Genomic DNA, 24,435 nt, shown 5'->3' with positions numbered 1-24,435 from the left:
CCATGCAGAAATTCGTACGCATCGAACGCGTGGGCCAGGTTTTCGAGACCCGCAACGGGCCATTCGTGGCGCTGCGCGACATCGACCTGACGGTGGCGCAGGGCGAGTTCATCAGCCTGATCGGCCATTCCGGCTGCGGCAAGTCCACGCTGCTCAATCTCGTGGCCGGCCTGGCGCGCCCCACCTCGGGCGTGCTGATCTGCGCGGAGAAGGAAATCGCCGGTCCGGGTCCGGAACGCGCGGTGGTCTTCCAGAACCATTCCCTGCTGCCGTGGATGACCTGCTACCAGAACGTCTACCTGGGCGTGGAGCGCGTGTTCGCCAAGACCGAGGGCAAGGCGCGGTTGCAGGCCCGCACCCTTGCGGCCCTGGAACTGGTGGGCCTGGCGCACGCGCAGGCGAAACTGCCCCGCGAGATCTCCGGGGGCATGAAGCAGCGGGTGGGCATCGCCCGCGCCCTGGCCATGGAGCCCAAGGTGTTGCTGATGGACGAGCCCTTCGGCGCGCTGGACGCGCTGACCCGGGCGCACCTGCAGGACGAGCTGCTGAAGATCGTGGCCCAGACCCGCAGCACCACCATCATGGTCACCCATGACGTGGACGAGGCCGTACTGCTGTCGGACCGCATCGTCATGCTGACCAATGGCCCGGCGGCCACCATAGGCCAGGTCCTGGACGTGCCGCTGGCCCGTCCGCGCGACCGGGTCGCGCTGGCCAATGACCCGCGCTACCTGGCCTGCCGGGCCGCGGTCGTCGACTTCCTGCATCGGCGCCACGGCAATCCGGCCGCGTCGGCGGCGCTGGAATCCGCCGCGCCGGCGCGCGCCGCCGCGCGCGAGGAGCAGGCCGTCCCAGCCGGCCTGCACGTGGTGGCCAGCACGCCCGCCATCGGATCGCCCGCCGCCGGCGCCTTGCGCCGTGTCGGCTAGCCCTCACGGAGACACGCAGCGATGGACAAGCCGAAACTGGTGCTCGTCGGCAACGGCATGGCGGGCGCGCGGGCACTGGAAGAATTGCTGAAGATCGCGCCCGATCTTTATGAGATCACGGTGTTCGGCGCCGAGCCCCATCCCAACTACAACCGCATCATGCTGTCGCCCGTGCTCACGGGCGAGCAGACGGTGGATGACATTGTGCTGCATGACGTCGGCTGGTACGCGGCCCACGGCATCCGCCTGCTGCTGAACCGCACCGTGACCCGCATCGACCGGGCGCGCCGCCTGGTCCACGCCGACGACGGCACGGTCGCGCACTACGACCGCCTGCTGTTGGCCACGGGTTCCACGCCCTTCATCCTGCCGGTGCCGGGGCATGGGCTGGACGGCGTGATCGGCTTTCGCGACATCCAGGACGTGCAGCGCATGATCGCGGCCGCTGCCCAGGGCGGCCACGCCGTCGTCATCGGCGGCGGGCTGCTGGGGCTGGAAGCCGCCAGCGGCCTGGCCGCGCGCGGCATGCGGGTCAGCGTGGCGCACCTGGGCGCGACCCTGCTGGACCGCCAGCTGGATGACGCGGCGGCCAACCTGCTGCGCGCCACGCTGGAAGCACGCGGCCTGCGATTCCTGATGGCGCGCCAGACCGACGCCATCCTGGACGACGGCCACGGCCGCGTCCGCGCCGTACGCTTCCAGGACGGCGCCGAAATACCCGCCGACCTCGTGGTGATGGCGGTGGGCATACGCCCGAACGTGGCGCTGGCGCGGTCCTGCGGCCTGCACGTCGACCGCGGCATCGTGGTCAGCGATACCCTGCAGACCTACGACCCCTGTATCTACGCGGTGGGCGAATGCGTCAGCCATCGCGGCGTGGCCTATGGCCTGGTCGCGCCCCTCTACGAACAGGCGCGCGTGGCCGCGAACCACCTGGCGCGGGTCGGCGTCGGCCGCTATCCCGGCAGCGTGCTGTCGACCAAGCTCAAGATCACCGGCATCGACGTTTTCTCGGCCGGGGATTTCATCGGTGGCGCGGACACCGAGACCATTACGCTGACCGATCCCCTGGCCGGCATCTACAAGAAACTGGTGCTCAAGGCCGACCGCCTGGTGGGTGCCTGCCTGTATGGCGACACCGCCGACGGCGCCTGGTACTTGCGCCTGATCCGCGAGGGCCGCGACGTGGCGGCCCTGCGCGACCGCCTGATGTGCGGCGAGGACGCCGCCAACGATGCCGGCGCTGCGAGCGATGCCGGCCACGAGCCCGGCCACGCCCATGCCGCGCGGCAGGCTGCATGACAAAAGACGGGACGATGAACATGGACAGCCCGTTATTCCGCCATCCGGCGCCGCCGGCCGCCACCACGGCATCGATCTGCTGCTACTGCGGCACCGGCTGCGGCGTGCGGGTGCACACCGAGGGCGGCCGCGTCACCGGCGTCAGCGGCGACGCCAGCCACCCGTCCAGCCTGGGCAAGCTGTGCAGCAAGGGCCGCGCCCTGGCCGATACCGTGCGCGACGACGGCGCCCGCGTCCTGCGCGCGCAGTGGCGCGACAGCCGCGCGGCGCCCCGCCGCGACATCGCGCTGGACGCCGCCCTGGACCTGGCCGCCGACCGGCTGGCCGACATCATCGGCCGCCACGGCCCGGATGCCGTCGCCTTCTATCTTTCCGGCCAGTTGCTGACGGAGGACTACGCGGTTTTCAACAAACTGGCCCGCGGCCTGGTCGGCACCAACAACATCGACACCAATTCGCGCCTGTGCATGTCCAGCGCCGTGGCCGGCTACAAGCTGACCCTGGGCGCCGATGCGCCGCCCGCGTGCTACGACGATATCGGCCTGGCCGACACGGTGCTGATCGCGGGTTCCAATGCCGCTCATGCGCACCCCATCCTGTTCCGCCGCCTGGAGGCCGCGAAACAGGCCCGGCCGGACATGAGGATCATCCTGGTCGACCCGCGCCGTACCGACACCGCCGAGCTGGCCGACCTGCACCTGCCCATCCTGCCCGGCAGCGACGTCGCGCTGTTCCACGCCATGCTGCACGTGATGCAGGACGAAGGGCTGCTCGACCACGCCCATATCGCGCGCCACACCACCGGCTTCGCCGCCCTGCGCGAACGGATCGCCGCCTGCCCGCCCGCCCTGGCGCAGGATATCTGCGGCGTCCCGGCCGCCGACATCGCCACGGCCGCACGCTGGTTCGGCCGCGCCGGCGCGGCGCTGTCGCTCTATACGATGGGCTTGAACCAGTCCAGCAGCGGCACGGCCAAGAACGCCGCGCTGATACACCTGCACCTGGCGACGGGGCAGATCGGCAAACCCGGCGCCGGGCCGTTTTCGTTGACCGGCCAGCCCAACGCCATGGGCGGCCGCGAAGCCGGCGGCATGGCTACCCTGCTGCCGGGCCACCGCGACCCGGCCGACGCAGGCCACCGCGCCGAGGTGGCCGCGCTGTGGGGCGTCGAACAGTTGCCGGTGCGGCCTGGCCTGCCCGCCCTGGAGATGTTCGAGGCCCTGCACGACGGGCGCATCAAGGCCATCTGGATCGCGGCCACCAATCCGGCGCAGTCCCTGCCCGACCAGGCGCGGGTGCGGGCCGCGCTGGCGCGCGCCGAGCTGGTCATCGTGCAGGAAGCCTACACGGGCGGTGAAACCCTGGACTATGCCGACCTGGTCCTGCCCGCCGCCACCTGGCCGGAAAAGGAAGGCACGGTCACCAATTCCGAACGCCGCATCAGCCGCGTGCGCGCCGCCATCGTCGCGCCCGGCGACGCCCGGTCCGACTGGCGGCTGGCCGCGGGGGTGGCGCAACGCCTGGCCGCGCGCATCGCGCCGGCGCGGGCGGCGCTGTTCGCGTATCCGGACGAAGCCGCGGTCTTCGCCGAGCATGCGGCCAGCACGGCAGGCCGCGACCTGGACTACAGCGCGCTGACGTACCGCATCCTGGACGAGCTGGGTCCGCAGCAATGGCCCTACCGCCCCGGCCAGCCGCCGTCGCGTCGCCTGTACGCCGACGGCATCTACGCCACGGCCGACGGCCGGGCGCGTTTCGTCGCCGTGGATCATGCGCCGGTGGCCGAGCCCGTGACGGCGGACTACCCGCTGCGCCTGACCACCGGCCGGCTGCGCGACCATTGGCACAGCCTGGCGCGCACCGCGCTGTCGCCGTCCCTGGTGCGCCACGTGGAAGCGCCGTGGCTGTCCCTGCACCCGGACGACATGCGCGAACTGGGCGTGGCGGAAGATGCCCTGGCCGTACTGCGTTCCCGGCGCGGCGAAGTCGTCCTGCCGGCGCGCGCGGACGCCAGCCTGCGGCGCGGCCAGGCCTGGTTGCCCATGCATTGGGGCAGCGCATTCATGGCGGGCGACGGCATCAATGCCTTGACCAATCCGGCGCGCGACCCCGTTTCGCGCCAGCCCGAACTGAAGCATTGCGCGATCGCCGTGACGCCGGCCGCCCTGCCCTGGCGAGCCGCCGGCTGGGTGCGCGGCGACGCCGCGACCCTGCGCCGCGCGCTGGCGTCCTGGCTGCGCCGCTTTCCTTACGCGGTGCTACTGCCCAGCGCCATCGCCGGCGGCGGGCTGTGCGTGGCCATCGGGGCCGCGCGGGCGCCGGCGGCGACGGAGCTGGCGGCGCTGTACGACGCGCTGGGGCTGGGTGCCGGCGCGACGGGCGCCGTCGCCGTCTACGACGATCCCGCGCGCGGCAAGCTGCGCCGCGCGGCATTGGACCAGGGCCGGCCGCGCGCTTTCTTCCTGGCCGGCGACCTGCTGGCCCACGACACCCTGGCCGCCTGGGCCGACGGCGGCGCCGCGCCCGCCAGCCTGGCGCGGCTGCTGATGGGGCAGGACGCCGGAACGCCGCGGGCACGCACGATCTGCGTGTGCGTGGGCGTGACCGACCGGGCCATCGCGGCGGGCATCGCCGACGGGCTGGACCTGGACGGCTTGAAGCAGACCCTGGGCTGCGCCACCGGCTGCGGCTCCTGCGCTCCCGAAATCTCGCGCATGATCTCGTGCGCACGTACCACGAAGGCCACTCATGACGATTCCGCACGCATCCAATGAAACCGGCGCCGCGCCCGGCAAGGTCTGGCTGGTGGGCGCCGGTCCTGGCGATCCCGACCTGTTGACGGTCAAGGCGGCCCGCGTCCTCGGACAGGCCCAGGTCTGGTTGATCGACGACCTGGTGGGGGCCGGCATCCTGGCGCTGGCCGCCCCGGGCACCCGCATGATCAAGGTCGGCAAGCGCGGCGGCTGCCGCTCTACGCCGCAGGATTTCATCTTGAGGCTGATGGCGCGCCATGCCCGCCAGGGCCGCGTCGTCGCGCGCGTCAAGGGCGGCGATCCTTTCATCTTCGGGCGCGGCGGCGAGGAAATGGCCTGGCTGGCGGCCCGCGGCATCGCGGCGGAAGCCGTCGGCGGGCAGACCGCGGGCCTGGCGGTGGGCGCTGCGCTGGGCTTGCCCCTGACCCACCGCGGCGTCAGTCGCGGCGTGGCGCTGGTCACCGCGCACACCATGGACGGCTCGCGTCCCGATTGGCGCGGCCTGGCCGCCAGCGGCCTGACGGTCGTGTGCTACATGGGCATGAGCGACGCCGGCAGCCTGGCGCGGGAATGCATGGCGGCGGGGTTCGCCCCGACGCTGCCGGTCGCCGTCGTGCACCGCGTGTCCTGCCCCTACCAGCGCCACATCGTCACGACCCTGGCCGTGATGGCCGAGGCCATCGCGCGCACGGGGCTGGAGAGCCCCGCGGTGATCGTCATGGGCGAAGTCGTCACGCTGATGGCGGCGGCGCACCTGCCGGCCGACGCGGAGCGCCCGCGAGCGCGCGCTTGCGCGGCGGCATAGGGCATGCCGTGCATCGGCGCCTCGGCCGCCGATGCGCGCATACCGCGGGAAGTGCGCAAACCCCTTGTACAGAGGCTTTTTTCAACATGTCGCCACCGTTCGAACGCAACGGCACGCACGCGAAGCCGACCCGGATTGCATTGTGCGGTAGCTCGACGCAGAGCATTACATCACGTAAAAATCCCGTATTTTTAGGGCTCGCGGAGACCAGAACCGTTGTTCCTGCGCCTCTCCGCGCGATTTATGCCGCAATAGCGCGCAAATCATGTACATAGTCGCGTCGCTTCCGCTATCATCGCGTTCAGCCGGCGCATGGCGTGCGGCACGTATATATCAACCTTAACTTTCATCGACCATGGCCACTAAAAAAGCTCCTGCTAAGAAAGTTTCCACCGTTGCCAAGAAGGCTCCGGCCAAGGCCCCGGCCAAGAAGGCCGTTGCCACCAAGGCGGCTCCCGCCAAGAAAGCGGCCGCTCCCGTGTCCGTGATCAAGACCGCTCTGAACAAGAGCCAACTGGTGACCCACCTGGTCGAGCAGACTGGCGTCGAAGCCAAGTCGGTCAAGCTGGTCCTGGCCAGCCTGGAAGGCGCCGTGCTGGCGTCCGTGAACAAGAAGGGTGCTGGCGAATTCGCGCTGCCCGGCCTGTTCAAGGTGTCGGTGCAGAAGGTTCCCGCCAAGCCCAAGCGCTTCGGCAAGGATCCGTTCTCCGGCGAAGAGCGCTGGTTCCCGGCCAAGCCGGCTTCGGTCAAGGTCAAGGTCCGTCCGCTGAAGAAGCTGAAGGACGCCGCCCAGTAAAGCGGCCAGGCTGGCGGCGCGCTTCGTTCGCGGAACGCGCCTGCTGCCCGATCTTGCAAAACCCGCCGTCAGGCGGGTTTTTTACGTTCAGGGCACGCCCGCCAGATCCCGTTTGTTGCCTCGCAGCAGAATTTCCATATAAATCCAGGCCTTAAGCAAATAACCCAGCCAGGGGGTCGGCCGACACAAGCGCGCAAGATTCGCTACGATTGCGTTTTTGGCTTTTTTTGCGGCCGCTGTCGGGCCCTGCCATGCGTATCGAGGCGCAGCATCATGTATGTGTATGACCCCATAGACCAACGCCTGGTCGAAGAGCGCGTCGCCCAGTTCCGCGACCAGACGCAACGCTTCCTGGCGGGCCAGCTGACGGAGGACGACTTCCGCGTCCTGCGCCTGCAAAACGGCCTGTACATCCAGCGCCACGCCCCCATGCTGCGCGTCGCCATCCCCTATGGCATGCTGGCCTCGCGCCAGTTGCGCATGCTGGCCCACATCGCCCGCAAGTACGACCGCGGCTACGGCCATTTCAGCACCCGCCAGAACATGCAGTTCAACTGGCCCAAGCTGGAAGAAGTGCCCGACATCCTGGCGGACCTGGCGACGGTGCAGATGCACGCCATCCAGACCAGCGGCAACTGCATACGCAACACCACCACCGACCATTTCGCCGGCGTGGCCGCCGACGAAGTGACCAATCCGCTGGTGTGGTGCGAGATCATCCGCCAGTGGTCCATGCTGCACCCGGAATTCGCCTTCCTGCCCCGCAAGTTCAAGATCGCCGTCAGCGGCGCGCTGGAAGACCGCGCGGCCGTCGGCGTGCACGACATCGGCCTGCAGGCCGTCGAGCAGGACGGCGTCATCGGTTTTCGGGTCTGGGTGGGCGGCGGCATGGGCCGCACGCCCATCATCGGCAAGCTGATCCGCCCCTTCGTCGCCTGGTATGACCTGCTGACCTATCTGCAGGCCGCCCTGCGGGTCTACAACCTGCACGGCCGCCGCGACAACAAGTACAAGGCCCGCATCAAGATCCTGGTCAAGGACCTGACGCCCGAGGTATACGCACGGCAGGTCGAGGAAGAATGGGCCATCATCAAGGACGGCCCCAACCGACTCAAGCAGGAAGACCTGGACCGTATCGCCGGCCGCTTCACCTGGCCGCAATACGACGCCGATGCCGCGTCCGCCGCCGACCCGACGGCCGGGCAGGCGGCCGCGGACCCGGCCTTCGCGCGCTGGCTGCGCAAGAACACCCATCCGCACCGCGTGGCCGGCTATGCGTCGGTCACGCTGTCGCTGAAGGCTACCGGGGTGCCGCCGGGCGACGTGACCGACGCCCAGATGGACGCCATCGCCGACCTGGCCGACGACTATTCGCACGGCGAACTGCGCGTGTCGCACGAGCAGAACCTGATCCTGCCGGACGTCCGCCGGGACCGTCTGCATGCCCTGTGGGAGGCGATCAAGCCGCTGGGGCTGGCCACGCCCAACATCGGCCTGCTGACCAATATCATCGCCTGTCCGGGCGGCGACTTCTGCGCCCTGGCCAACGCCGTCTCCATCCCCGTGGCGCAGGCCATCCAGGCCCGTTTCGACGACCTGGACTATCTGTTCGAGATCGGCGAGCTGGACCTGAATATTTCTGGCTGCATCAACGCCTGTGGCCACCATCACGTCGGCCACATCGGCATCCTGGGCGTGGACAAGGCCGGCGAGGAGTGGTACCAGGTCACCATCGGCGGCCGCCAGCACGGCGGCGCGGACGACCTGAACGTGGTCGACCCGTCGCGCGCCGGCGGCGCCGCCATCGGCCGCATCATCGGGCCGTCGTTCGCCCGGGAGGAAGTGCCGAACGTCGTCGAGAAGCTCATCCAGACCTACCTGCGCCTGCGCGACAGCGAGGTGGAACGCTTCGTCGACGTGGTCACGCGCGTCGGCATCGACCCCTTCAAGGCCGACGTGTACAACGAACCCGCCAAGGACAAAGCCGGCGAGCCGGCGCATGCCTGATACCCCGACCATCATGAACAACCTGATCCGCTACGGCGAACTCATCGCCAATACCACCCAGCGCTTCGTTCCGCCCGAGGGCGATGCCGCCGCCCTGCCGGCCGACGAGCCGGGTTGGGAAGTGCCGCTGGCAACCTGGCTGGCCGGACGCGACGCCTTGCGCGCCCGCCGGCATCCGGTCGCCGTGCTGCTGGGGCCGGATGCCGACCCCGCCGCCCTGGCGCAAGATGACGGGCGCCACATCGACCCCACGGGGATCGCCTATATCGCCATCGACTTCCCGGCCTACACCGACGGCCGCGGCTACTCCATCGCCCAGCAGCTGCGGTCGCGCTACGGCTGGGAAGGCGAATTGCGCGCGGTGGGCGACATCCTGATCGACACCATCCACTACCAGGCCCGCTGCGGTTTCGACAGCTTCGTCGTCAAGGAGGGGCATGATCCGCTGAAGGCCCTGCAAGCCCTGGGAACGTTCACGGTGCATTACCAGCGCGAGTACCTGCGCCCGATGGCGGCCTAGGCCTCGGACGCCCGGACACCCCCGAGCACCCCTGGACACCCCCGGACGCCCCCGGACGTCACCCAGTCCCGCCCTGCCACGCCGCCCCCTCGGGCGGCGTTTTGCTTTGGTATGCTTGATTGCTTGCTTGCCTCGCATCCAACCCGCACAAGACTATGCACCTGCTCAAGCAAGAGAAGTTCGTGGTACTGGCCCTGGTCATTGCCTTCGCCGCGCACTCGGCCGTCCTGGAACAGATGGTCGCGGGCGGCTGGCCGGCGGCGCTGATCGTGTCCGTCGTGCTGGTCGCCACCATCCTGACCGTTTCGATGAGCGTGGCGCACCATGCCGAACAGCTCGCGCACAAGGTGGGCGACCCCTACGGCAGCATGCTGCTGACCCTCTCCGCGGTAGTCGTGGAGGTGATCGTGCTGGCCATCGTCCTGATCAAGAACGGATCGCCCACGCTGGCGCGCGACAGCATCTACGCGGCGGTCATGCTGGACATCAACGGCACGCTGGGCCTGGCCGCCCTGATCGGCGGCTTCAAGCACGGCGAGCAGTCCTATAACGACGACTCCGGCCGCACCTATACCGTGATGATCCTCACCGCCATGGGCATCGCCATGGTGGTGCCGGAATTCGTGCCGCCGCCATCCTGGGCGCTCTACGATGTCTTCACCATGGTCGCCCTGGTGCTGCTGTACAGCGTTTTCCTGCGCATGCAGGTGGGACCGCACAGCTACTTCTTCAGCTACAGCTACCCCGACAAACGGCGCCCCCCGCCACGGGCGGACACGGAAGCGGCGCCCGAGAGCCGCACCGCCGTGTCCATCGTGATCATGCTGGTCGGCGTGGCGGTGGTGGGCATGCTGGCCGAGTCGCTGTCGGTCTCGATGCCGATCGCGCTGGAAGGCACTCACGCCCCCCTCGCCCTGCTGGCCCTGGTCGTGGCGATCATCTCGGCCGGCCCCGAAATCATCACCGCCCTGCGCGCGGCCCTGCGCAACCGTATGCAGTCCACGGTCAATATCGCCATGGGCGCATCGCTGTCGACCGTCACGCTGACCATCCCCATCATCACCCTGCTCGCCATGTGCCTGGGCCTGCCGTTGCAGATGGCGATGACGCCGGCGCAGGCGGTGATGACCGTCATCACGCTGGTGGTGGCGGCGATCAACCTCAACGACGGACAGACCAACGCCATCGAGGGCATGACCCACCTGGTGCTGTTCCTGACCTTCCTGATGCTGACCGCGATCGGTCTTTGATCCCCAAGGGCCCCCGCGCCGACGGCCCAGGCGCCCTGCTCCGCTATCTCGGCGCCATGGACGACGGCGGCACGGCTGTCGTGGCAGCCATCGGCGTGGAGACCGGATCCGGCTCGCGCTCCGGCGGCCGCAGGGGATCGAAATCCACCCAATGCCCATCCTGCCACCGGCCATTGGCGCGTTCGACGTCGACGCCGCCCGCGCCGCGCAGCAGCCGGCAGGCCTCCTGTTCCCGCATGGGATCGGTGTGCAGGGCCAGCAGCACGCCGGCATGGCGGGCTTCCGGATGGTGGGGCTGGCCGCTGGCGCGCGGCGCCGAACCCGGCTTGCTTCTTCCCACCACGAACATGGCGCCCAGGAAGGACCCGATGTAGGCGCCCACCCCCGCCACGGCCAGCACCGCCAGGGGCGTCAGGGTCAATGCCGCGCCGATCAGGCCGCCGGCGACGGCGCCGATCAGGCCCAGGCCCGCCCCGCCCAGCAATGCGCCGTATTGCGCCGGCCCCGCATCGGGATCCGCCGGGCGGTCCCCGCCTATCGGATAGGTGGCGTGGGCCCCGGCCATATTGACGTAAAAGATATGCACGTCCTCCTCGGCGAAACCGCCGGCGAACAGCGCGCGGGCGGCTTCGCGCGCCTGGTCGAACGTGGTGTAGCGTGCCGCAACGATCAAAGCCATGATGGTCTCCTCTTCGAATTGCGTCAGCGCCGGGTCGTCCCCGCGTCCCGCTGGCGCGGCAAGGTGCTCGCTGGCTTGCGCAGGCAGACCTCCCGGAAAACAACACCAGGCGGAGCAATTAGCATTCCTATCGAGGAGTTTTCAGCAAGGGGCACGGAAAAATGACATGATTGCGGTCTTTGCCTCAGATCTGTCAGCGATCGGCCCGGGAAATCCCGCCATGCCGACCTCGGGAACCAGGACACGCGGGTAGACGTATCCTCGCCTTTTGACACGGCGGCGCCCGGGCCGGACCGGGCGCCGCCGTGCACGACCCTCTCTCGACTGGCATAAGCGGTACTAGCCGTAGGAGATTGTCGATGCTATCCGGTAGCTACAACACACCGCTGGTGTTGTGCTCGATCCTGGTCGCGCTACTGGCGTCCTACACCGCACTCGATCTGGTCGGCCGCATCCATAGCGCCGGCCCCGTCGCCGCCCGGTGGTGGCTGCTGGGCGGTGGCACCGCGCTGGGCATAGGCATCTGGTCCATGCACTTCATCGGCATGATCGCGTTCAGCCTGCCCATCCCGCTGGCCTACGACGTGCCCCAGACCGTGCTGTCCCTCCTAGTCGCCATCGGCGCCTCCATGCTGGCGCTATGGCTGGCGAGCCGCGACCGCCTGCCCTGGCCCCGGCTGGCGGCCGGTGCGCTGCTGATGGGGGCGGGCATTTCCGTCATGCACTACACGGGCATGGCTTCGCTGCGCATGCTGCCGGGCATCGACTACTCGCCGGGGCTCGTCGCCGCATCCGTCGCCATCGCCGTGCTGGCGGCCGGCGCGGCGCTCTGGATCGCCCACGAACTTCGGCTGTACAGCAAGCGCGTGCGCCACCTGCGCATGGGCGCTGCCGTGCTGATGGCGCTGGCCATCGTCGCCATGCACTACACAGGCATGGCGGCGGCGAGCTTCCCGCTGGGCGCCATCTGCGGCGCGGTCGCCGATGGCGGCCTGAACACCAGCGGGCTGTCCTTGCCTATCGTCGTGGCCACGGTGGCGGTGCTCAGCGTGGCCCTCATCACGTCGGTGCTGGACTTGCGCCTGGAAATGAGCACGGCGCAGTTGTCGCGTTCCCTGGCCGAAGCCAACCAGGAACTGTCGCACCTGGTGCTGCACGACAATCTCACCAAGCTGCCCAACCGCTTGCTGCTGGGCGACCGGCTGAACCAGGCGGTGGAACTTGCGGAGGCAAGCCGGAACCAGGTGGCGGTCATGTTCCTGGACCTGGACGGTTTCAAGGGCGTCAACGATTCCTTCGGCCACCAGACCGGCGACCAGCTGCTGGTGCAGGTGGCCGGGCGCATCCGGCATGGGGTGCGCGCCCAGGATACCGTGGCCCGGGTGGGCGGCGACGAGTTCGTGCTGGTCGCCACGATCAACGAACCGCAGGACGCCGCCGCGCTCGCCGACGCGCTGGTGCGCATCATCGACGAGCCGGTGGTCATCCAGGGCCATGACCTGCTGGTGACGGTCAGCATCGGCATCGCGATCTACCCGGACGACGGGCGCACCCCGGATGACCTGCTCAAGTTCGCGGATACGGCGATGTATCATGCCAAGTCGCTCGGGCGCAATCAGTATTGCTTCTTCGAAACGTCCATGAAGACCCATGGCGCCAGCCATCTGGCCCTGCTGCAGGATCTGCGGCTGGCGCTCAAGCGCCAGGAATTCGAGCTGCATTACCAACCGAAATTCCGTGCGCCCGATGGCCCGCTGACCGGCGTCGAAGCCCTGCTGCGGTGGCGCCATCCCAAGCGCGGCATGATCATGCCCGACGACTTCATCCCCCTTGCCGAACGCACCGGCCAGATCGTGACGATAGGGGAATGGGTGATCGACGAAGCCTGCCGCCAACTGGCGGACTGGCGCGCCCGCGGCCGCACCGACCTGACCATGGCCGTGAACATCTCGCCGGTCCAGTTTGCCCACGCCAATTTCATCGCCGCCGTGCGCGGCGCCATGGAACGCCACCGCATCGGCGCCGACCTGCTGGTGCTCGAAATCACGGAAACCACCGCCATGCGCGACGTGGAGGCCAGCCTCGCCACCCTGCGGCAACTGCGCGAGCTGGGCGTGCGCATTTCCATCGATGACTTCGGCACCGGCTACTCCAGCCTGCTCTACCTGAAGCGCCTGCCCGCCAGCGAACTGAAAATCGACCGCGGCTTCATCAGCGACCTGACGGCCGATAGCGAGGACGCGGCCATCGTATCGTCCATCATCGCGCTGGGCGAGACCTTGAACCTGAACATCGTCGCCGAGGGGGTGGAGACCGACGACCAGCAGGCCCTGCTGACGCAACTCGGCTGCGATTCGCTGCAAGGCTACCTGCTGGGCCGACCGGCGCCCGCGCGGGATATCGAGGATATGGTGATCGGCCGCGCGGCGCCCCGGTCGTAGACTGGCAACAGCGGCGCGGGCAGGCAAAAAGGCGAGAAACCGGGGACACCGACCGGGCACGCCACTTGCGACAGCCAGGCCCCGTGCCTGGCTCCAGGCGCGTCTGCCATGGATTCCCGCTTATGCCCAACCAGCCCCGAATCACTGAAGGTTCGCCCTTCCCCCTGGGCGCGACCCTGGATGACGACGGCGTGAATTTCGCGCTGTTCTCCGCTCACGCCACCAAGGTCGAGCTCTGCCTGTTCGATGAATTGGGCGAACAGGAAACGGAACGCATCGTGCTGCCCGAATTCACCGACGAGATCTGGCACGTCCACGTCGCCGGCCTGAACGCCGGCACGGTCTACGGCTACCGCGTGCATGGGCCTTACGAGCCCGAGAACGGCCATCGCTTCAACCCCAACAAGCTGCTGCTGGACCCCTATGCCAAGGCCTACGTCGGCGAGTTGAAATGGGACCCCGCCGTCTTCGGCTACCCCATCGGCGACGAACAGGCCGACCTGGGCTTCGACGAGCGCGACAGCGCCGCCTTCGTGCCCAAGTGCCGCGTGGTCGACCAGCGCTTCACCTGGACCCACGCCACGCGCGTGCGCGTGCCCTGGGAACGCACCATTTTCTACGAGACCCACGTGCGGGGCTACACCATGCGCCATCCCGCCGTGCCGGAGGCGCTGCGCGGCAGCTTCGCCGGCCTGGCGCGCGATGCGGTGATCGACCATATCAAGAGCCTGGGCGTCACGTCCGTGGAGCTCTTGCCCATCCACGCCTTCGTCAACGACAGCCACCTGCTGGAACAGGGACTGACCAATTACTGGGGCTACAACACCATAGGTTTCTTCGCGCCCGACCCACGCTATTTCTCGCAGGTGCCCGGCGCCATCACGGAACTGAAGCAGATGATAGACCGCTTCCACGAGGCGGGCCTGGAGATCATCCTGGACGTGGTCTACAACCATACGGCCGAAGGCAGCGAACTGGGGCCGACGCTGTCGTTCCGCGGCATAGACAACGCCTCGTACTACCGCCTGCTGCCGGACCAGAAGCGCTACTACATCAACGACACCGGCACCGGGAATACGCTGAACCTGTCGCACCCGCGGGTACTGCAGATGGTGATGGACAGCCTGCGCTACTGGGTCACGGAAATGAAGGTCGACGGCTTTCGCTTCGACCTCGCCACCATCCTGGCGCGCGAGCCGGACGGCTTCGACTACAACAGCGGCTTTCTCAAGGCTTGCCGCCAGGACCCCATCCTGTCCAGCGTCAAGCTGATCGCCGAACCCTGGGACTGTGGCCCCGGCGGCTACCAGGTGGGCAACTTCCCACCCGGCTGGGCCGAGTGGAACGACCGCTATCGCGATACGGTGCGCGCCTTCTGGAAAGGCGACGAAGGCATGGCTCCGGAACTGGCCGGACGCATCACGGGATCAGGCGGCGATTTCAACCATGGCGGCCGGCGCCCGTGGGCCAGCGTCAACTTCCTGACCGCGCATGACGGCTACACCCTGAACGACCTGGTCTCGTACAACGACAAGCACAACGAAGCCAACGGCGAGGACAACCGCGACGGCCATTCCGACAACCGTTCCTGGAATTGCGGCGCGGAAGGCCCGACCGACGATCCGGACATCCGCGCGCTGCGCGAGCGGCAGAAGCGCAATATGCTCGCCACGCTGCTCTTCTCGCAGGGCACGCCGATGATCGTGGCGGGCGACGAGTTCGGGCGCACCCAGCAAGGCAACAACAATGCCTACTGCCAGGACAACGAGATCAGCTGGGTCGATTGGGAAATCAACGAGGATGGCGCGGCCCTGATCGAATTCCTGCGCAAGCTCACCACCCTGCGCCATACCTTGCCGGTGCTGCGGCGGGGCCGCTTCCTGACCGGGGATTACGACGAAAGCATGGACGTGGCCGACGTCAAGTGGCTGAGTTCGTCCGGCGAGGCGCTCACGCCCGAGCAATGGGCGGATACCAATATGCGTTGCTTCGGGCTGATCATCGACGGCCGCGCACGCGCCACGGGCATACGGCGGCCGGCATCCGACGCCACCTTGCTGCTGATCTTCAATGCCTATCACGACGTGGTGGATTTCACCCTGCCGGAGATTCCGGGCAATGACCGCTGGACCTGCCTGATAGACACCAACGCGCCGGTGCGGGCCGAACTGCCGCAGTTCGCATCGGGCGATGTCTACCAGGTGACTGGACGGTCGCTGCTGCTGTTCTCCCTGCAGGCCAAGGGCCCCACCCAACGCGTCTTCGATAAGCTGGAGGAAGCATTGACCGACGAGGAAACGCCGGAGCCGGCGCGCGAAGCGGCGGCCATCGTGAAGAAGAGCGTGAAGAAGGAAAAACCGTCGAAATAGGCGAAACCGGGGCCGGAGCCGGTCGACGCCGCCCCATCGTCGAACCGGCAAGCCAAATCCTCCAGCGCCACGCAAAAAAGCGCCCCGCCGACATCGTCGCGCGGGGCGCTTTCCCTATCGACGGTGGGGCTCCGAAGCGGAGCCGCTCACCCTCCGTCCAGGATGCACAGGAATTAGTGCGGCTTGCGAGCCTCGTTCTTGGCTTCGTCCTTGGCATCTTCCTTCGCGTCGCCCCAGGCCTTGCGGGCCTGGCCGGCCGCCTGCTGGACGTCGCCCTTCAACTCCTGGGAGGTGTCGCCCGTGGCCTTGCCGACGGTTTCGTTGATCTTGCCCTTGACCTGTTCGCCCACACCCTTCACTTGGTCCTTGTTCATGATGAACGCTCCTTCCGTTGCCACCGGGGATCGGCGGCTTCCGCAGGCGCCGTCGCAAGGTCCGTGCCCGGGGCCGGCGCCGGGCGTCCGCCCTGCCCGGTCGCAATACAATCACCCATCCCGGTTTCCGGTTTCCTTGTCATTGCCGCCGTGGTCACGGGCCCGGCGGCCAGCCTTACCTGCAGGACAGCATGAGCGAGATATTCCACTTCGAACGCGGCACGGCGCCGCTGCTGGTTTCCATTCCCCACCTGGGCAGCCTGATCGCCGACGAGCAGAAGCCCCATATGACCGAAGCCGGCCTGCGCTCGGGCGATACGGACTGGCACCTGGACACCCTTTATGCCTTCGCGCGCGCCATCGGCGCATCCTTCCTGTGGGCGCGCTACTCACGCTACGTGGTGGACCTGAACCGGTCGCCCGATGACGGCAACCTCTACCCCGGCCAGACCAAGACCGGGCTGTGCCCCACGCTCACGTTCGACGGCGTGCCGCTGTACAAGGACGAGTCGGTGCTGACCGACGCCGAGCGCGCCCGGCGGCTGCATACTTACTGGCAGCCGTATCACGACCAATTGCGCGCCGAAATCGATCGCCTGCGCGCCCAGCATGGCAAGGTCATGGTATGGGAAGGACACTCCATCGCCAGCGTGCTGCCGCGCCTTTTCGACGGCAAGCTGCCCGACCTGAACATCGGCACCGCCGCCGGCGACAGCTGCGCCCCGGCCATGGAACAGGCCATCCGCGCGCGCCTGGAACAGGGCTGCCCTTATACCTGGGCCATCAACGGCCGCTTCAAGGGGGGCTATATCACGCGCCAATACGGCGATCCGGCAAGCAATGTGCACGTCATCCAGCTGGAGATGTGCCAGTCCACCTACATGAACGAAACCTATCCCTACGCCCTGCGCGAGGACCTGGCCAGCGGCGTGACGCCGGTGGTGGAGAGCCTGGTGCGCGCGGCCTACGACTGCCTGTAGGCGCCAGGCGTGAACCGCCCCGACGTCGCTGCATCCCCACCGGGCAAGGCCCTGGCTCGCCGCCTGCCCGAGCTGTCCCTGGTCGGCGTAACCATGATCTGGGGCGTCACCTTCCTGACGGTGCAGCATGCACTGTCCTACAGCTCGCCGCTATTCTTCGTCGGCTGCCGCTTCGCGGCGGCGGCCCTGGCGGTGGGGCTGGTCTCGCGCCACGCGCTGCGGTCCATCGCCTGGCGCGATGTCCGGGCCGGCGCCGTCATCGGCGCCTGCATCGTCACGGGCTACGGCTTGCAGACCATGGGCCTGCAACACGTGGCCAGCAGCGAGTCGGGCTTTCTCACCGCGCTGTACGTGCCGCTGGTGCCTTTGCTGCAATGGGTGTTCTGGCGGCGGCCGCCCCACATCATGTGCCTGGCTGGCGTGGCATGCGCCTTCGCCGGCATGCTGTGCTTCGCCGACGGCGGCCAGGGACTGGCCCTGTCCTTCACCACGGGGCAGACGCTGACGCTGGTGGCGGCGGTGGCATTCGCGCTGGAGATCTGCGCCATCGGCCATTACGCCGCGCGCGTGAACGTGCGCTGCGTGACCGTGGCGCAACTTGCCTTCACGGCGCTGTTCGCCTTCGCGCTGCGCCCCTTGGTGGGCGAGCACGAGACGCCCGCGCTGTCCTGGGAGCTGGCGGCATTCGCGGGCGGCATGGGGTGCGCCAGCGCGCTGATCCAGGTGGCGATGAATTGGGCCCAGAAGACGGTCGACGCCTCGCGCGCGGCCATCATCTATGCGGGAGAGCCCATCTGGGCCGGCCTCTTCGGCCGCCTGGCCGGCGAGCGCCTGCCGGGACTGGCACTGATCGGCGGGGCCTTGATCGTGCTGGCCATCCTCGTCAGCGAATGGCGCCCGCGCCGGCTGCGCGCGCGCGGGACCTGAAGCGCCCGCGCCCTGCGCCTGTCAGGCCTGCTCGCGCGCGACCCGCGCGGATGGCGCCGGGCGCTTTTCTTCCCGCTTTTCTTCCCACCTCGCGATGACGGCGGTGGCAATGCTGTTGCCGATCACGTTGGTCATCGTGCGGCCCATGTCGAGCAACTGGTCGATGGCGAGCACCAGTGCCACGCCCGCGGCGGGCAGGCCGAACATGGGCGCGATCGCGGCGACGACCACGACGGAGCCGCGCGGCACGCTGGCCATGCCCTTGCTGCTCAGCATGAGGATCAACAACATGACCACCTGCTGCGATGCCGACATGTCGATGCCGTAGGCCTGGGCGATGAAGATCGCGGCAAAGGCCTGGTAGACCATCGAACCGTCCAGGTTGAAGGCATAGCCCAGCGGCAGCGTGAAGCCCACCACTTTCTTGTCGACGCCGAATTCTTCCAGTTTCTCCGTCAGGCGGGGAAACGCGGCTTCGCTGCTGGCGGTCGAGAAGGCGATCATCGCCGGCTCGCGCACCGCCTTGAGCAGGGTGCCGATGCGGCGGCCAAGGAAGGCATAGCCCACCGCCACGAGCACTACCCACAGGATCGCCAGCGCCAGGTAGAAGGAACCCAGCAGCTTGCCGTACGTGAACAGGACGTCGAGACCGCGCAAGGTCACGACGGACGCGATCGCGCCGAACACGCCCAGCGGGGCGAAGCGCATGACGTAGTCCGTCAGGCGCAGCATCACGGGCACCAGGCCATCCACCGCCTGGATAACGAACGCGGCCTTGGGGTCGCGCTTGAGCGCGCTCAAGGCCAGCCCGAAAAACACCGAGAACACCAGGATCTGCAGGATGTCGTTGCGCGCCATGGCGTCCAGCACGCTGGTCGGGAACGCATGGGTGACCACGTCCTTGACGTTCAGGCCGGCCGTGTTCAGGCCCGTGTTCACCTCGGCGGTGCCCGCTGACAGGTGCAGCCCGGCGCCCGGTCCCGTCACGTTGGCCATGACCAGGCCGATGGCCAGCGAAATAAGCGAGGCGCAGAGGAACCAGGCCACCGACCGCAGGCCGATCCGGCCGACGTCGCTGCCGCTGTCCAGGCCGGCCAGGCCGGACACCAACGTAGCGAAGACCAGCGGCGCCAGGATCATCTTGATCAACCGCAGGAAGATGTTGGTGACGATGGAGAAATACCCCGCCACTTCCTTGAGCTCCGCGGCGTCGGTAATGCGGGTATGGCAGGCGTAGCCTACGACGACTCCCAGGATCATCGCGATGGCGATGCCCAGGGTTAGACGGTTTTTCATGTCTGTCCTTCTCTTGACTGCGGGTTCAGCCTGACGTTTTGCTGAATTGATGGCTTGATGCGGCGGGGAAAGTCGCCTTCCGAGGGGGGGCAGGAAGGGAAATCGGCCGTCGGGGTCGGGGGCGCAGGGATCCTGCGCGGCCGAGCCCAGGCGGCATCATACGGGAAAACCCTGGCCCCCACAGACTGCGAGGTTACGGTAGAGCAGCCTGGCCGCTGGCTGGAATGGGAAAAATCGCGCCGCCGGCCTCACGCGCCGCCATGATTTATCATGCCGTCCACGTCGCCCGCGAACTGGAACCTTGGCGATAACACATCGGCCATCCCTCGGATGGGTGGCACATTAGGAATGCCGTGGCATGAAACCCATAGAGAAGTCGTCCAAACTCAACGCTGTCGCCTATGACATCCGGGGCCCCGTCCTCGACCGCGCCCGCGAGATGGAAGAAGCGGGCCAGCGCATCATCAAGCTGAACATCGGCAACGTCGCGGCCTTCGGCATACAGCCGCCCGACGAGATCATCCAGGACATCATCCGCAACGTCGCCGACGTGGCCGGCTATACCGACAGCAAGGGACTCTTCGCGCCGCGCAAGGCGGTGGTGCACTACATGCAGAGCAAGGGCGTGCATGGCGTGGACGTCAACGACGTCTACCTGGGCAATGGCGCGTCGGAACTGATCTCGATGAGCATCAACGCGCTGCTGAACGATGGCGACGAACTACTCATTCCTTCCCCCGACTTCCCGCTGTACACCGCCGTGACAGGGCTTTCCGGCGGGCGTCCGGTCCACTACCTGTGCGACGAAGCCTCCGACTGGATGCCGGACATCGCCGACATCCGCGCGAAGATCACGCCGCGTACGCGCGGCATCGTGGTGATCAATCCCAACAACCCGACCGGCGCGCTCTATTCGCGCGAGGTGCTGCTGGAAATCCTGCAGGTCGCCCGCGAACACAACCTCGTGGTGCTGGCCGACGAAATCTACGACAAGACGCTGTTCGAGGAGCACACCCACGTCAGCATGGCTTCGCTGGCCGACGACGTTCTCATCCTGACCTTCAACGGCCTGTCCAAGAACTATCGTTCCTGCGGCTACCGCGCCGGCTGGATGGTGGTCTCCGGAGACAAGCGGAACGCGCAGAGCTATATCGAAGGCCTGAACATGCTGGCGTCGCTGCGCCTGTGCTCGAACACGCCGGGGCAACTGGCGATCCAGACCGCGCTGGGCGGCTACCAGAGCATCAACGAACTGGTCGGGCCCGCCGGCCGGCTGCGCAAGCAGCGCGACCTGGCGTACGACCTGCTCACCCAGATTCCCGGCGTGCATGTGATGAAGCCCAAGGGCGCGCTATACCTGTTTCCCAGGCTGGATCCCAAGATCTATCCCATCCAGGACGACCAGCAATTCGCCTACGACCTGCTGGACCAGGAACGGGTGCTCATAGTCCAAGGCACCGGCTTCAACTGGCCCCGGCACGACCACTTCCGCATGGTGTTCCTGCCGCACGTGGACGACCTGACGGAAGCCATCGGCCGTATCGACCGGTTCCTGGCGGGGATGCGCAAGGGCACGGCCTGAGCTGCGGGCCTGGGCCGTGGGTCTAAGCCGCGGATCTAACCCGAGATCCGCGGCTACGGCCTCAGGCCGTAGCCGTCCTTCAACTTCAAGATCCGTCCCTGCGGCCCAGCAGGGCGCAGAGGTTCAGCAGGCAACTCACGGTCACGTGCGTGCCGGCGCGGGAAGGCACGGAAATGTCCGCGCCATCGTGCCGCCGCACCAGCCAGGCGGCCTGCAGGCCGGCATTCGTGGCGCCGACGACATCGAGATCGAAGTCATCGCCCACGTGGAGCATGTCCGACGGCAAGACGGAGGCCATTCTTGCCGCGGCGTGGAAAATCGCCGCGTCCGGCTTGGCCGCGCCGAACTGCCGCGCGGACAAGGCGCCCATGAAGAATTCCCCGCCCCCCGTCAATGCCAGGTCGGCATTGCCATTCGTGACCGCGACCAGGGGAAAGCGCGCCCCGAGCCACGTCAACGCGGGCAGTACGTCCTCGAAGAACTCCACGTCGTTGCGCGCGGCGTAGAACGCATCGTAGGCGGGCTGGGTGAGCGCGGTGTCTTCCCCGACCGACGCCAGCACCTCGGTAATCGAACCCAACCGCAGCGCCCGGTAATCGCCGACCAGTTCGGGATGGGCCGCTTCATACTCGTCGCGCAGCAGCGCCAGCGCACGGGGCGCCGACAGCCGGGCGGCGGTCTTCGGCGCATGCGCCACCAGCCATGCTTGCAACGCCGACTCGGCGCGGGCCACGGAAGGCGCGAACGGCCACAGGGTATCGTCCAGATCGAGCGAAATGGCCGCAACGGCATTCAGGGACATACGTGGAAATCGTGTCGGGAAAGCTCGCCGATCGAGCGTGGATCGGCTGCGTACAGGTGTAAGGGGGCCATGCGGGGATGGCCAGGCGGAGAAGAAAAAGTATAGCGTCTCCCTGGCTTGCGGCCCTTGCCGGACAACTTCCCTCGCCCCTACCCCGCCGTGGACTCCCTTTCGATGATGCGAAAGCCCACATCGATGACGCCAGGGCTGGGGGTCTCGCCCCGGCATCGCTCCAGCAGGATCCGGCCGGCCTCGGCGCCTATGCGGGCGCCGTCCACGTGCACGGTCGTGAGCGTGGGGGCAAGGTAACCGGAGAAATGCGTGCCCCCAAAGCCGCATACGGCCAGGTCTTCGGGGACGCGCAAGCCCCGCGCGCGCGCTTCCGTCAGCACGCCTTCCGCGAGCGTATCCGAGCTGCAGAAAATCGCCCGGATCGCGGGGTCCTTGCGCAATAGCTCGGCGCCGGCCTGCCGCCCCGAGCCCAGGCTGCTGGGCGCCGGCACGACGGCGGTGGCGACTTCATGGCCGATGTGTTCGACGAAACCCTGCCTGCGTATCAAGGCCCGCTGGTCGTCGCCGGTCGCCGCGCCGACGCGCGTCCACCCTTTCGACAGGAAGTACTCCGCGACCGCGCGGCCGACGTCGAGATGGGAGAAACCGACCAGCATATCGAATGGCTGCTCCGTGGTATCCCAGGTCTCCACCAGCGGGATTCCGGCCGCCCGGATCCGGGCCCTGGCCGGCGTGTCGCCCAGCAGGCCGGCCATGACGATGCCGTCGACCTGGCGCCCCACCATCGAATTGAGCAGATCCGTCTCGCGCGCCCTGTCATAGCCCGTCTGCCCCAGCAGCAACTGGTAGCCGGCCCGGTCGAGCTGTTCGGTCAATGCCTGTATGGTGGGCAGGAACTGCTGTACCGAGATAATGGGCACCAAGGCGGCCACCATGCGACTGCGGCGCGACTTCAGGCCGCCTGCCAACAGGTTGGGGATATAGCCCACGGCGTCGGCGGCGGCCTGCACGCGCGCCACCGTCCTGGCGGAGACACGATCGGGGTTCCCCAACGCGCGCGATGCAGTGATGAGGGAGACGCCCGCCTCGCGGGCCACGTCATGCAGGGTGATCGATTTCTGCTTGATGGACGCCATACGCTTCTGTCAGGGTAAACCCCGGTAAAAAATTCCGTTCCCCGGTCCAATTTTTCGTTGCCGGGACAGTTGGACAACGTTATCATTTTTCCCGGTGCAGCACTGCTCATTCGGGGCGCCGGTGGAAAATTTTCCTTTTCCGTCTCGTCGACCCGCCAGTGCTGATTTTTTCCCGCAAAAATGACAACGTTGTCCATCAGCGTTCCGGCGTTTCCGGCGTTGAGGATCCAGACTTCCGGAGGAGTCCAATGAGCCAGGCCCACACATCCGACAGCATCAGCTGGATGCGCATTTCTTCCGTCTACCTGCCGCTGGCGACGCCCATCAGCGACGCCAAGGTATTGACGGGTCGCCAGAAGCCCATGACCGAGGTCGCGCTGCTGTTCGTCGAAGTGCAGACCAAGGACGGGCACGAAGGCCTGGGCCTCAGTTATTCGAAGCGGGCGGGCGGGCCGGGGCAATTTGCCCACGCAAAGGAAATCGCGCCGGTCCTGCTGGGCGAGGACCCCAGCGACATCGGCCGTCTTTGGGTGAAGCTGGCCTGGGCCGGCGCCTCCGTGGGTCGCAGCGGCCTGTCGACCCAGGCCATCGCGGCCTTTGATGTGGCGCTCTACGACCTGAAGGCGCGCCGTGCCGGCCTGCCCCTGGCCAAGCTGCTCGGCGCCTACCGCGACTCCGTGGCTTGCTACAACACGTCCGGCGGTTTCCTGCATACGCCGACCGAACAGCTCTTGGTGAACGCATCGGCGTCCCGGGAAAAAGGCATAGGCGGCATCAAGCTCAAGGTTGGCCAGCCGGACCGCCAACTGGATATCCGTCGCGTCGAAGCCGTGCGCAAGCACCTCGGCGACCATGTTCCCCTGATGGTCGACGCCAACCAGCAATGGGACCGTCCGACCGCCCAGCGCATGTGCCGCATTTTCGAGCAGTTCGACCTGGTCTGGATCGAAGAGCCGCTGGATGCCTATGACCATGAAGGCCACGCCGCCCTTGCCGCGTCCTTCGATACGCCGATCGCCACCGGCGAGATGCTGACCAGCGCGGCTGAACACGGCGACCTCATACGCCATCGCGGCGCCGACTATATCCAGCCCGATGCGCCGCGCGTCGGCGGCATCACGCCCTTCCTCCGGATCCTCTCGCAAGCCGACCAGGCCGGCCTGATGCTCGCGCCCCACTTCGCGATGGAATTGCATGTCCACCTGGCGGCGATCTACCCGACCGAACCGTGGGTCGAGCATTTCGATTGGCTGGAACCCTTGTTCCACGAGCGCCTGGAAACGCGCGACGGCCGCATGCTGGTGCCCAACCGTCCGGGCCTGGGGCTGACCTTGACGGACCAGGCACGCGCCTGGACACGCGAGCAAGTCGAGGTGGGCAAACGCGCCTGAGCGCCTGGCGGCCTATCCGCGGCCCCCGCATCCAGCGGGGAGCCATGCATCACACGCCATATTTAATACCTCCATACCTCCGTA

Annotated in this window: 18 protein-coding genes and 1 pseudogene; 14 read left to right on the top strand and 5 right to left on the bottom strand. The window is 67.6% G+C overall.

Translation table 11 applies throughout. From position 1 onward, the window contains the following. Positions 1-2: 2 nt before the first annotated feature. The 8 genes and pseudogenes from C7R54_RS21405 (at position 3) to C7R54_RS21370 (ending at position 10,362) form a co-directional block, all read left to right on the top strand. Entirely contained in the window at positions 3-929 is a 927-nt protein-coding gene (locus tag C7R54_RS21405) for an ABC transporter ATP-binding protein (protein WP_129152434.1), read from the top strand. A gap of 21 nt (positions 930-950) precedes the next feature. Next, positions 951-2,171 (top strand): annotated as a pseudogene (locus tag C7R54_RS21400) (NAD(P)/FAD-dependent oxidoreductase); the annotation flags it as partial. Between the two features lie 80 nt (positions 2,172-2,251). Continuing rightward, positions 2,252-5,005 (top strand): nitrate reductase, encoded by a 2,754-nt coding sequence (locus C7R54_RS21395; protein WP_377815268.1) that lies wholly within the window; start codon positions 2,252-2,254, stop codon positions 5,003-5,005. After that, entirely contained in the window at positions 4,980-5,789 is an 810-nt protein-coding gene (cobA, locus tag C7R54_RS21390; protein WP_129152432.1) for a uroporphyrinogen-III C-methyltransferase, read from the top strand. The genes C7R54_RS21395 and cobA overlap by 26 nt, the downstream gene beginning before the upstream one ends. Before the next feature lie 355 nt (positions 5,790-6,144). Then, the gene (locus tag C7R54_RS21385; protein ID WP_094855066.1) at positions 6,145-6,585 is read left to right on the top strand and encodes an HU family DNA-binding protein; all 441 of its coding nucleotides are present in this window, start codon (positions 6,145-6,147) and stop codon (positions 6,583-6,585) included. A 273-nt stretch (positions 6,586-6,858) separates the two neighbouring features. Continuing rightward, positions 6,859-8,592, top strand: coding sequence for a nitrite/sulfite reductase (locus tag C7R54_RS21380; RefSeq protein WP_129152431.1), 1,734 nt, complete (start codon positions 6,859-6,861; stop codon positions 8,590-8,592). Further along, the gene (locus C7R54_RS21375) at positions 8,585-9,112 is read left to right on the top strand and encodes a DUF934 domain-containing protein (protein ID WP_129152430.1); all 528 of its coding nucleotides are present in this window, start codon (positions 8,585-8,587) and stop codon (positions 9,110-9,112) included. The genes C7R54_RS21380 and C7R54_RS21375 overlap by 8 nt, the downstream gene beginning before the upstream one ends. Before the next feature lie 155 nt (positions 9,113-9,267). Then, positions 9,268-10,362: a calcium:cation antiporter gene (locus tag C7R54_RS21370; protein ID WP_129152429.1), complete on the top strand. Its 1,095-nt coding sequence runs from the start codon at positions 9,268-9,270 to the stop codon at positions 10,360-10,362. A gap of 43 nt (positions 10,363-10,405) precedes the next feature. Here the strand turns inward: C7R54_RS21370 and C7R54_RS21365 are convergent, their stop codons facing one another. Beyond that, a complete protein-coding gene (locus C7R54_RS21365; RefSeq protein ID WP_129152428.1) occupies positions 10,406-11,041 on the bottom strand; it encodes a hypothetical protein in 636 nt (211 codons plus the stop codon). Positions 11,042-11,400: 359 nt separating this feature from the next. Here C7R54_RS21365 and C7R54_RS21360 point away from each other — a divergent pair, with 359 nt between their 5' ends. After that, a complete protein-coding gene (locus C7R54_RS21360; protein WP_129152427.1) occupies positions 11,401-13,482 on the top strand; it encodes a putative bifunctional diguanylate cyclase/phosphodiesterase in 2,082 nt (693 codons plus the stop codon). Between the two features lie 122 nt (positions 13,483-13,604). After that, entirely contained in the window at positions 13,605-15,851 is a 2,247-nt protein-coding gene (glgX, locus tag C7R54_RS21355; RefSeq protein WP_129152426.1) for a glycogen debranching protein GlgX, read from the top strand. A gap of 173 nt (positions 15,852-16,024) precedes the next feature. Here glgX and C7R54_RS21350 read toward each other — a convergent pair whose 3' ends face one another. Next, positions 16,025-16,225: a CsbD family protein gene (locus tag C7R54_RS21350; RefSeq protein ID WP_129152425.1), complete on the bottom strand. Its 201-nt coding sequence runs from the start codon at positions 16,223-16,225 to the stop codon at positions 16,025-16,027. A gap of 191 nt (positions 16,226-16,416) precedes the next feature. Here C7R54_RS21350 and hutG point away from each other — a divergent pair, with 191 nt between their 5' ends. After that, positions 16,417-17,205 (top strand): N-formylglutamate deformylase, encoded by a 789-nt coding sequence (gene hutG, locus C7R54_RS21345; RefSeq protein ID WP_129152424.1) that lies wholly within the window; start codon positions 16,417-16,419, stop codon positions 17,203-17,205. Between the two features lie 9 nt (positions 17,206-17,214). Next, complete coding sequence (locus tag C7R54_RS21340; RefSeq protein WP_338026222.1) at positions 17,215-18,132, top strand: DMT family transporter; 918 nt, start codon at positions 17,215-17,217, stop codon at positions 18,130-18,132. A 21-nt stretch (positions 18,133-18,153) separates the two neighbouring features. On the opposite strand, the gene C7R54_RS21335 is transcribed toward C7R54_RS21340, so the two are convergent. Beyond that, positions 18,154-19,428, bottom strand: a complete 1,275-nt coding sequence (locus C7R54_RS21335; RefSeq protein ID WP_129152423.1) for a dicarboxylate/amino acid:cation symporter — start codon at positions 19,426-19,428, stop codon at positions 18,154-18,156. A gap of 358 nt (positions 19,429-19,786) precedes the next feature. Here C7R54_RS21335 and C7R54_RS21330 point away from each other — a divergent pair, with 358 nt between their 5' ends. Then, a complete protein-coding gene (locus C7R54_RS21330) occupies positions 19,787-21,010 on the top strand; it encodes a pyridoxal phosphate-dependent aminotransferase (RefSeq protein ID WP_129152422.1) in 1,224 nt (407 codons plus the stop codon). 85 nt (positions 21,011-21,095) lie between these two features. On the opposite strand, the gene C7R54_RS21325 is transcribed toward C7R54_RS21330, so the two are convergent. After that, positions 21,096-21,812, bottom strand: a complete 717-nt coding sequence (locus tag C7R54_RS21325; RefSeq protein WP_129152421.1) for an HAD family hydrolase — start codon at positions 21,810-21,812, stop codon at positions 21,096-21,098. A 149-nt stretch (positions 21,813-21,961) separates the two neighbouring features. Continuing rightward, a complete protein-coding gene (locus C7R54_RS21320; protein ID WP_129152420.1) occupies positions 21,962-22,960 on the bottom strand; it encodes a LacI family DNA-binding transcriptional regulator in 999 nt (332 codons plus the stop codon). A gap of 248 nt (positions 22,961-23,208) precedes the next feature. Between C7R54_RS21320 and C7R54_RS21315 the strand changes: the two genes are divergently transcribed. Next, positions 23,209-24,351: an L-talarate/galactarate dehydratase gene (locus tag C7R54_RS21315; protein ID WP_129152419.1), complete on the top strand. Its 1,143-nt coding sequence runs from the start codon at positions 23,209-23,211 to the stop codon at positions 24,349-24,351. Positions 24,352-24,435 lie beyond the last annotated feature (84 nt).

It is taken from the genome of Achromobacter aloeverae, assembly GCF_004121055.1.
In the GTDB taxonomy this organism is placed as follows: domain Bacteria; phylum Pseudomonadota; class Gammaproteobacteria; order Burkholderiales; family Burkholderiaceae_B; genus Bordetella_C; species Bordetella_C aloeverae.
This window is presented reverse-complemented; position numbering and strand designations above follow the sequence as displayed.

Excerpts from the sequence above, each read along its gene's own strand:
- C7R54_RS21405 (WP_129152434.1), top strand. The coding sequence starts at position 3 with ATGCAGAAATTCGTACGCATCGAACGCGTGGGCCAGGTTTTCGAGACC.
- C7R54_RS21395 (WP_377815268.1), top strand. The coding sequence starts at position 2,252 with ATGGACAGCCCGTTATTCCGCCATCCGGCGCCGCCGGCCGCCACCACG.
- cobA (WP_129152432.1), top strand. The coding sequence starts at position 4,980 with ATGACGATTCCGCACGCATCCAATGAAACCGGCGCCGCGCCCGGCAAG.
- C7R54_RS21385 (WP_094855066.1), top strand. The coding sequence starts at position 6,145 with ATGGCCACTAAAAAAGCTCCTGCTAAGAAAGTTTCCACCGTTGCCAAG.
- C7R54_RS21380 (WP_129152431.1), top strand. The coding sequence starts at position 6,859 with ATGTATGTGTATGACCCCATAGACCAACGCCTGGTCGAAGAGCGCGTC.
- C7R54_RS21375 (WP_129152430.1), top strand. The coding sequence starts at position 8,585 with ATGCCTGATACCCCGACCATCATGAACAACCTGATCCGCTACGGCGAA.
- C7R54_RS21370 (WP_129152429.1), top strand. The coding sequence starts at position 9,268 with ATGCACCTGCTCAAGCAAGAGAAGTTCGTGGTACTGGCCCTGGTCATT.
- C7R54_RS21365 (WP_129152428.1), bottom strand. The coding sequence starts at position 11,041 with ATGGCTTTGATCGTTGCGGCACGCTACACCACGTTCGACCAGGCGCGC.
- C7R54_RS21360 (WP_129152427.1), top strand. The coding sequence starts at position 11,401 with ATGCTATCCGGTAGCTACAACACACCGCTGGTGTTGTGCTCGATCCTG.
- glgX (WP_129152426.1), top strand. The coding sequence starts at position 13,605 with ATGCCCAACCAGCCCCGAATCACTGAAGGTTCGCCCTTCCCCCTGGGC.
- C7R54_RS21350 (WP_129152425.1), bottom strand. The coding sequence starts at position 16,225 with ATGAACAAGGACCAAGTGAAGGGTGTGGGCGAACAGGTCAAGGGCAAG.
- hutG (WP_129152424.1), top strand. The coding sequence starts at position 16,417 with ATGAGCGAGATATTCCACTTCGAACGCGGCACGGCGCCGCTGCTGGTT.
- C7R54_RS21335 (WP_129152423.1), bottom strand. The coding sequence starts at position 19,428 with ATGAAAAACCGTCTAACCCTGGGCATCGCCATCGCGATGATCCTGGGA.
- C7R54_RS21330 (WP_129152422.1), top strand. The coding sequence starts at position 19,787 with ATGAAACCCATAGAGAAGTCGTCCAAACTCAACGCTGTCGCCTATGAC.
- C7R54_RS21325 (WP_129152421.1), bottom strand. The coding sequence starts at position 21,812 with ATGTCCCTGAATGCCGTTGCGGCCATTTCGCTCGATCTGGACGATACC.
- C7R54_RS21320 (WP_129152420.1), bottom strand. The coding sequence starts at position 22,960 with ATGGCGTCCATCAAGCAGAAATCGATCACCCTGCATGACGTGGCCCGC.
- C7R54_RS21315 (WP_129152419.1), top strand. The coding sequence starts at position 23,209 with ATGAGCCAGGCCCACACATCCGACAGCATCAGCTGGATGCGCATTTCT.